This window comes from Nitratidesulfovibrio liaohensis (assembly GCF_011682075.1).
Classification (GTDB): domain Bacteria; phylum Desulfobacterota; class Desulfovibrionia; order Desulfovibrionales; family Desulfovibrionaceae; genus Cupidesulfovibrio; species Cupidesulfovibrio liaohensis.
Map to the genome: position 1 here is coordinate 1 of NZ_VSMK01000045.1, position 8,584 is coordinate 8,584.

General features: G+C 64.7%; 5 protein-coding genes. 3 read left to right on the top strand and 2 right to left on the bottom strand.

The genetic code is table 11. The features are described from left to right. Positions 1–93 precede the first annotated feature (93 nt). Together FVW27_RS02085 and fdnG are read right to left on the bottom strand one after the other, a co-directional pair. Positions 94–741: a 4Fe-4S dicluster domain-containing protein gene (locus tag FVW27_RS02085; protein WP_167122332.1), complete on the bottom strand. Its 648-nt coding sequence runs from the start codon at positions 739–741 to the stop codon at positions 94–96. Between the two features lie 10 nt (positions 742–751). Beyond that, entirely contained in the window at positions 752–3,790 is a 3,039-nt protein-coding gene (gene fdnG / locus FVW27_RS02090) for a formate dehydrogenase-N subunit alpha (RefSeq protein WP_167122334.1), read from the bottom strand. Positions 3,791–4,393: 603 nt separating this feature from the next. Between fdnG and FVW27_RS02095 the strand changes: the two genes are divergently transcribed. The 3 genes from FVW27_RS02095 to FVW27_RS02105 all read left to right on the top strand — a co-directional run. Then, positions 4,394–5,437, top strand: coding sequence for a molybdopterin-binding protein (locus FVW27_RS02095; RefSeq protein WP_167122336.1), 1,044 nt, complete (start codon positions 4,394–4,396; stop codon positions 5,435–5,437). 136 nt (positions 5,438–5,573) lie between these two features. Beyond that, entirely contained in the window at positions 5,574–8,291 is a 2,718-nt protein-coding gene (locus FVW27_RS02100) for a molybdopterin-dependent aldehyde oxidoreductase (RefSeq protein ID WP_167122338.1), read from the top strand. Between the two features lie 112 nt (positions 8,292–8,403). Beyond that, on the top strand, positions 8,404–8,584 hold a 181-nt coding region (locus FVW27_RS02105; protein WP_167122340.1), incomplete at its 3' end, for a hypothetical protein.

Below are 8,584 nucleotides of genomic sequence, written 5' to 3' on the forward strand. Positions count from 1 at the left end.
GCGCGGGGTCCGCGCAAGGGGCGGCGGTACCGCGCGGGCTGCCGCAGGCGGGCAGGCGGGAACGCGTCCCGCCTGCCACCGTTTCCGTAGGTATTACACGCCCGCCGCGTACTTGTGGTACTTCAGCGGGTCGTCCGTCACGATGAAGATGACGCGCACGTCGTCGGCGTTCAGCGCCTGGGCCTTGGGCCACGTCTTCTTCAGGATGTCCACGCGCCGTTTGGCTTCCGCGAGCATGGCGTCACGCTCGCCAAAGACCATGGCCCCGGTGGGGCACGAGAGCACGCAGGCGGGGGTAAGCCCGCTGGTGATGCGGTCGAAGCACATGGTGCACTTGCGCATCACCTTGGTGTCCGGATCCTGCCGGGGGATGTTGTAGGGGCACACGCTCAGCGACATCTCGAAGTCGCTCTGGCTGGTGCCCTCGGTGTACACGACCGCACCGGTGGCCTCGTCGTGGATCATCTCGTCGCCCTTCGCGCCCGCCAGACACGGCGGGTTCATGCAGTGGCGGCACATGTCCGAGAAGAAGTGCCAGTAGGTCTTGCCATCCTTGGTTCTGCCGTCTTCGAAGCGCACCACCTTGAAGGTCTGGTGGCTGAAGTCCGGCGGGTTCTGGTAGGTGCCGGTCTGCTTGGTCTTGGTACCGGGCAGGCCGTTCCATTGCTTGCAGGCCACCTGGCAACCCCGGCAGCCGGTGCAGCGGGAAACGTCGACGAGTATGGACTTTCCATCAGCCATGACTCACCCCCTATACCTTGACCACGTTGACCATGAACGCCTTGTATTCCGGCGTCATGGCGTTGGCGTCGCCCACCGTGGGAGTGAGCAGGTTGGCACTGTCGCCGTTGTCGGCGGGGAAGCGCCAGCCGTAGTTGTACGGCATGCCCACCTGGTGCAGCGTCTTGCCGTTGACCAGGAAGGGACGGAAGCGCGGCGTGACCATGGCCACGCACTCCAGCTTGCCGCGTGCCGATTCCACGCGCACCTTGTCGCCGTTCTTGATGCCCTTTTCCTTGGCCAGTTCCTGGCTCATCTCCACGTACGCCTGGGGCATGGCCTCGGTAAGCCACGATTGCCAGCGGGTGAAGGCGCCGGTGCACCAGTGCTCGGTGGACGAGTAGGTGGTCATGACGATGGGGAAGCGCGCGTCGGCGCTGGCCACCATGTCCTTGTCGCTCTTGTACAGCAGGATGGCGGGGTTGTTCTGCTGCGGTGACATCAGGTTCTTGGCCAGCGGGCTTTCCAGCGGTTCGTAGTGTTCCGGGAAGGGGCCGTCGCCAAGACCCGGCCCGAACAGGGAACTGACCCCGTCGGGCTTCATGATGAACGGCAGCTTGCCGCCTTCCGCCGCCAGCGGCGGCGGGGCGCCATCGGGCACGTCGCCCACCCACTTGCCGTCCTTCCATTCCAGCACGGCGCGCTTGGGGTTGTAGGGCTTTCCGCTGGGGTCGCACGAGGCGCGGTTGTACAGCACCCGGCGGTTTACCGGCCAGGCGAATGACCATTCCGGGTACAGGCCGAGGCCCGTGGGGTCTGCCTTGCCGCGCCGCTGCATCAGGTTCTTGCCGTCCTGGGCAAAGCTGCCCGCGCAGATCCAGTTGCCCGAAGAGGTGGTGCCGTCGGCCTGCAACAGGGCGAAGGATGGCACGCAGTCGCCCTTCTTGTACTGCTTGCCGCCTATCTCCACGTCGGCAAGGAAGTAGCCGTTGATGAGCTTGGCCACCTTTTCCGCGTCGTAGCCGCCCTTTTCTGCCAGACCGTCGGAGGTCATGTTCAGGATGGGATCGGGGAAGGTGCCGCCTTCCTTCTGGTACAGTTCCTTCAGCTTGTTCTGAATGCGGATGATGGCCTCGCCCGCGTAGATGCAGTCGCCGGGAGCCTTGGTGGCCGCGTAGCGCCACTGTATCCAGCGGCCACTGTTGGTCTGGCTGCCGGCCTTTTCGACGGAGGCGGAGGCGGGCAGCAGGAAGACCTCGGTTTTCACCTTGGCGGGGTCCATGCCCGGCCCCTTCCAGAATGACGCCGTCTCGTTGTCGAAGATGTTCAGGTGCACCATCCAGTCCAGCTTGGCGAAGGCTGCGCGCACCTTGTTCGAGTTGGGGATGCTGCACGCGGGGTTCTGGCCGAACACGGTCATGCCCTTGATCTTGCCGGCGTACATCACGTCGAACAGGGTCATCACCGAGTAGTCCTTGCCGTCGTCTGCCTTGGGCACCCAGGCGTAGCCGAACTCGTTGTCCTTGGTGGCCGCGTCGCCGTACCACGACTTCAGCAGGCTGACCGCGTACTTGCCGTAGTTGGACTGCCAGTTGACGGATTTGGCTTCCGTGGTCGAGGGGGTGATCTTCTTGATGTACGATTCCAGCGTCTGCTGCGAGGCGCGCGGGGCCGAAAGGTAGCCCGGCAGGTAGTGGTACAGCAGCGCGTGGTCCGTGGACCCCTGCACGTTGGGTTCGCCGCGCAGCGCGTTGACGCCGCCGCCGCACACACCGATGTTGCCCAGCAGCAGCTGGACGATGGCCAGGGCGCGGATGTTCTGCACGCCCACGGTGTGGTGGGTCTGCCCCAGAGCGTACATGACGGTGCCCGCGCGGTCCTTGGTGCCGGTGGACGAGAACATCTCGTACACGGTCTTCAGGTCCTTTTCGGGCGTGCCGGTGATGGAAGAGACCTTCTTCAGGTCGTAGCGGGCGTAGTGCGCCTTCAGCAACTGGTAGACGCAACGCGGGTTCTTCAGCGTCTCGTCGCGCAGGATGATGCCATTGGCGTCTTTCTGGTAAGTCCAGGTGGCCTTGTCGTAGCCGCGCTTGTCCGCGTCGTACCCGGTGAACAGCCCGTCCTTGAAGCCGAACTTGCCGTCCACCAGGAACGGGGCGTTGGTGTAGTTGACCACGTAATCGTGGAATATCCTGTTGTTGTCGATGATGTACTTGATCATCCCGCCAAGGAAGGCGATGTCCGTGCCCGAGCGCAGGGGGGCGTAGAAATCGGCCTTGGACGAGGTCCGCGTGAAGCGCGGGTCCACGTGGATCAGCTTGGCGCCCCTTTCCTTGGCGCGCATCACCCATTTGAACGAAATGGGGTGGTTTTCGGCAGCGTTGCTGCCCTGAATGAGAATGCAATCACTGTGCTGGATGTCGATCCAGTGATTGGTCATCGCGCCGCGTCCGAACGACTCTGCCAGAGCCGGTACGGTGGGGCCGTGTCAGACCCGGGCCTGGTGATCGATGTACACCAGGCCGAGGGACCGCGCCCAGGCGGTGATGCTCCAGCATTCCTCGTTGTCCAGGTTGGAACTGCCCATGTGGGCCAGCGTTTCCACCCGGTTGACCACCTGGCCCGCCGCGTTCTTGGTGATGAAGGACTTGTCGCGCTCTTCCTTCATCAGCCGGGCGATGCGGTCGATGGCCCAGTCCCAGCTCTTTTCTTCCCACTTGTCCGAGTTGGGCGCGCGGTACAGCACCTTGGTCAGGCGGTGTTCGTTGGCCTCGGTGGTCTGGAACATGCCTGCGCCCTTGGCGCACAGCGAACCTTCGCTCACCGGATGTTCGGGGTCGCCCTCGATGTTGATGATCTTGCCGGTCTTTTCGTCGGTGGCGCAGATCAGGCCGCACCCCACCGAGCAGTAACAGCACACGGATGTGGTCTGTTTGGCGCTCTTCAGGCGGTCGATCTTCTTGATCTCGTCCGCCCACGCCTCGATGGGCACGAGATCGACGCCCAGCCCGCACAGGGCGACACCCGCCCCAAGCACACAGGACATCTTCAGGAATTGGCGTCTTCGCATTCCGGCAACCTCCTTGGATCAAGCTGCGCGGTCCGGCCCCGTCGCGCCGGTTCGCACCCCTGCCGGGGGGCTGGCTGCGGCGGACCATGCGCCGTGTCCGCATGGTGAGTTTGGAGCAAGCGTAGCAGGTCTGCGGAGGGCGGTAATGATAAGTTCAATAAAATCAGTAGTTAAGCATAGCATATGTGTTTGTTTTGACACCACTGTTCCGTATAGTCTGTCTGTTCTAGTTTGTTATGGTAATTTTATGGTTAATAATCAGTCAAAAAGTGGTGTTCTGGTTATTTGAAGCCGCCATGGTCCGTTTTCCGAACGTCTACAGATGGTAAATTTGCAACTGAATGAGCGCTCACAACGTGTGAATGTGCATGTACTTCATGTTGTTATTCGTGGATTGAGCGAGCACTCATAATAACATGCCGTCATGCTTGAATTAACACGCGTCGTGCGTTGACCGTGACCTGTCAGGACTGATACATATCCACGCTAGGAGTGCCTGCATACCCAGTCCGGCCATGCCCTTCTCTTTGCGTCCGAGAGGGCTCCACACACGACTGCGGCAACGCCGGAATGCTGCCTGTCCCTTCACGGGAGCAGAAGCACATGCAAGGTCACGAGCACGGTCTTTCCATCGTCCCGGTCCACGAAGCCGTGGGCATGATGCTGTGTCACGACATGACGCGCATCATTCCCGGCGTCGAAAAGGGGCCGGGGTTCCGCAAGGGGCACATCGTCGCCCCGGCGGACATCCCCCTCCTTCTGCAAATGGGGAAGGAGCACGTCTACGCCCTGCGCCTTGGCGCGGGCCAACTGCACGAAGACGATGCCGCCATGCGTCTGGCGCGCGCCGTCGGTGGTGCGGGTGTGGCCCCGGAAGCCAGGTGCGAGGGGCGGGTCAACCTTGTCGCCGAGCACGACGGGCTGCTGCACGTCGATGTTCCCGCCCTTGGCCGTCTGAACGGCCTGGGCGAACTTGCCGTGTCCACGCTGCACGGCCTGTGCGCGGTGCGCGCGGGCCAGATGGTGGCGGGCATGCGCGTCATCCCTCTCATTGTCCACGAACAGCTGCTGCACGAAGCGGAACGCGCCCTTGCGGGTACGCCCGTGGTTTCCGTGCTGCCCTTCCGCCGTGCCCGCGTGGGCATGGTGACCACCGGCAGCGAGGTGTTCCACGGCCGCATCAAGGACAAGTTCGGCCCCGTGGTGCGCCGCAAGTTCGCCGACCTCGGCAGCGAGGTGGTGCGCCAGGTGCTGGTGGCCGACGACCGTGACGCCACGGCACGGGCCATCCGCGAACTGGTGGACGAAGGTGCGGACATGGTCGTCGTCACCGGCGGCATGTCCGTGGACCCCGACGACCAGACCCCGGCGGGCATCAGGGCCGCAGGGGCTCATGTTGTCGCGTACGGGGCTCCGGTGTTGCCGGGCTCCATGTTCATGCTGGCGTATCTCGGCGAGGTGCCCGTCATGGGCCTTCCCGGGTGTGTCATGTATCACCGTGCGTCGATTTTCGACCTCGTGGCGCCCCGGCTGCTGGCCGGGCTTGCCGTCACGCGGGAGGACATCACCGCGCTCGGTCATGGCGGCCTGTGCCTCGGCTGCCAGGAATGCCGGTATCCCGCCTGCCCGTTCGGCAAGGGCGCGTAGCCCCGCCGGACCGGCACAACGGGAGGGGCGGCGGACAGCCGCCCATGCAGGGAAGGGCGATCATCCGCCCGCGACGGAAAGGGCGGCATGCCCGCCCGCGCAACATGCAACGGACAGCTCCACGGAGGCCAGGCTCATGATCAACAAGCATTTCATCGTCAACGGCATACCCCGCAACCTTGTCGTCGATCCGGAAGCGACGCTGGCGGACGTGCTGCGCGGCCAACTGCTGCTCACCGGCGTCAAGGTGGGCTGCGGCGAAGGCCAGTGCGGCGCGTGCAGCGTCATCCTTGACGGCAAGGTGGTCCGCTCGTGCGCGTACAAGATGCGCCGCCTGCCCGACGGGGCATCGGTGACCACCATCGAGGGCGTGGGCAGCCCCGACTGCCTGCACCCGCTGCAACTGGCGTGGGCGGCCCACGGCGGGGCGCAGTGCGGCTTCTGCACGCCGGGCTTCATCGTTTCGGCCAGGCAGTTGCTGGAAGAAAACAAGAACCCCAGCCGCGACGACGTGCGCGACTGGTTCCAGAAGCACCGCAACGTCTGCCGCTGCACCGGCTACAAGCCTCTGGTCGATGCGGTCATGGACGCCGCCAAGGTGCTGCGCGGCGAAATGAGCGCCGACGACCTCTGCTTCAAGATTCCCGCAGATGGCCGCATCTGGGGAACGAAGTACCCCCGCCCCTCCGCCATTGCCAAGGTAACGGGTACCTGCGACTACGGTGCGGACCTGGGGCTGAAGATGCCCTCCGATGCACTGCACCTTGCGTTGGTGCAGGCGGAAGTGTCGCACGCCAAAATCCTGTCCATCGACACCTCCGAAGCCCTGAAGATGCCCGGCGTGCACAGCGTGCTGACCCACAAGGACGTCAAGGGCAAGAACCGCATCACCGGCCTGATCACCTTCCCCTCCAACAAGGGCGACGGCTGGGACCGGCCCATCCTGTGCGACGAGAAGGTGTTCCAGTACGGTGACGCCATTGCCATCGTCTGCGCCGACAGTGAAAAGCACGCCCGCGCCGCCGCCGAAAAGGTGAAGGTGCAACTGGAAGAATTGCCCGCCTACATGAGCGCCCCGGCGGCCATGGCCGAAGACGCCATGGAAATCCACCCCGGCACGCCCAACGTGTACTTCACCCAGAACATCGCCAAGGGCGCGGATACCAAGCCCATCTTCGACGGGGCCGACGTGGTGGTGGAAGGCGACTACTACGTGGGGCGCCAGCCGCACCTGCCCATCGAGCCGGACGTGGGCTTTGCCTACACCGACGGCGACGGGCGCCTGGTCATCCACTCCAAGTCCATCGGCCTGCACCTGCACCTGTACATGATCGCCCCCGGCCTTGGCATCGAGCCGGAAAAGATCGTCATGGTGCAGAACCCCACGGGCGGCACCTTCGGCTACAAGTTCAGCCCCACCATGGAAGCCCTGGTGGGCGTGGCGGCAATGGCCACCGGACGCCCGGTACACCTGCGCTACAACTACCGCCAGCAGCAGAACTACACCGGCAAGCGTTCGCCGTTCTTCTTCAACGTGCGCTACGCCGCCGACAAGACCGGCAAGATCAAGGCCATGGAAACCGACTGGATCGTGGACCACGGTCCGTATTCCGAGTTCGGCGACCTTCTGACCCTGCGCGGCGCGCAGTTCGCGGGGGCGGGCTACGGCATCGCCAGCATCCGGGGCCAGGGCCGCACGGTGTGCACCAACCACGCCTGGGGTTCTGCCTTCCGTGGTTACGGCGCGCCGGAAAGCGAGTTCCCGTCCGAAGTGCTGATGGACGAACTGGCCGAAAAGCTGGGCATGGACCCGCTGGAACTGCGCTACCTGAACGTCTACCGCAAGGGCGACACCAACCCCACTGGGCAGGACCCGGAAGTGTACAGCCTGCCGGAAATGATCGACATCATCCGGCCCAAGTACAAGGCGGCGCTGGATGCGGCCAAGGCCGGTTCCACGGCGGCGGTCAGGAAGGGCGTGGGCGTTGCCGTGGGCGTGTACGGTTGCGGCCTTGACGGGCCGGACACCTCGGAAGCCGACGCCGAACTGAACCCCGACGGCACCGTCACCATCTACAACTGCTGGGAAGATCACGGCCAGGGCGCGGACATGGGCAGTCTGGGCACCGCCCACGAAGCGCTGCGTCCGCTGGGCATCGCGCCGGAAAAGATCCGCCTGGTGCTCAACGACACCAGCAAGGCCCCCAACAGCGGCCCGGCGGGCGGCAGCCGGTCGCAGTACGTTACCGGCAACGCCGTGCGCGTGGCCTGCGAAAACCTGGTGGAAGCCATGCGCAAGCCCGGCGGCTTCCGTACCTACCAGGAAATGGTGGACGGGAAGTTGCCCACCAAGTACCGCGGCGCGTGGACGGCGGCGGGCACCCACTGCGATGAAAACGCGCAAGGCAAGCCCTTCACCGCGTACATGTACGGTGTGTTCATGGCCGAAGTGGCCGTGGAAGTGGCCACCGGCAAGACCACCGTGGACAAGCTGACCATGGTGGCCGACATCGGCAAGGTCTGCAACAAGCTGGTCACCGACGGCCAGTTGTACGGCGGCCTGGCCCAGGGCATCGGTCTGGCCCTGTCCGAAGACTACGAGGACCTCAAGAAGCACGCCACCATGGCGGGCGCGGGCGTTCCGTACATCAAGGACATTCCCGACAACATCGAACTGATCTACGTGGAAACCCCGCGCGGCGACGGACCGTTCGGCGCGTCGGGCGTGGGCGAGCTGCCGCTCACCGTGCCGCATGCGGCCATCATCAACGGCATCTACAAGGCGTGCGGCGTGCGCATCCGTCACCTGCCCGCCCTGCCGGAAAAGGTGCTGGCGGGCCTGAAGGGCGCGTAACAGGATGAACACGGCCCCGGGGTGGACACGCTCCGCCCCGGGGCTTCATTTTTCCGGAGCCGTGGGGTTGTGCCGCCCGGCCCGGCACTGAGGCCAGCAGAGGGAGCACGGCATGGACCAGACCTCGCTGCGCGACTGGGAGTCGCGCTGCATACAGGAAGAACCGCCCCGTTGCCAGGCGGCGTGTCCGCTGCATGTGGATGCGCGCGCCTTTCTGGGCCACGCGGCGCAAGGCCGCTGGCGCGAGGCGCGCGGCGTGCTGGAACGCACCATGCCCCTGCCCGGCGTGCTGG

Bases quoted from the DNA above. Each gene is read 5' to 3' on its own strand.
- FVW27_RS02085 (WP_167122332.1), bottom strand. From the start codon at position 741: ATGGCTGATGGAAAGTCCATACTCGTCGACGTTTCCCGCTGCACCGGC.
- FVW27_RS02095 (WP_167122336.1), top strand. From the start codon at position 4,394: ATGCAAGGTCACGAGCACGGTCTTTCCATCGTCCCGGTCCACGAAGCC.
- FVW27_RS02100 (WP_167122338.1), top strand. From the start codon at position 5,574: ATGATCAACAAGCATTTCATCGTCAACGGCATACCCCGCAACCTTGTC.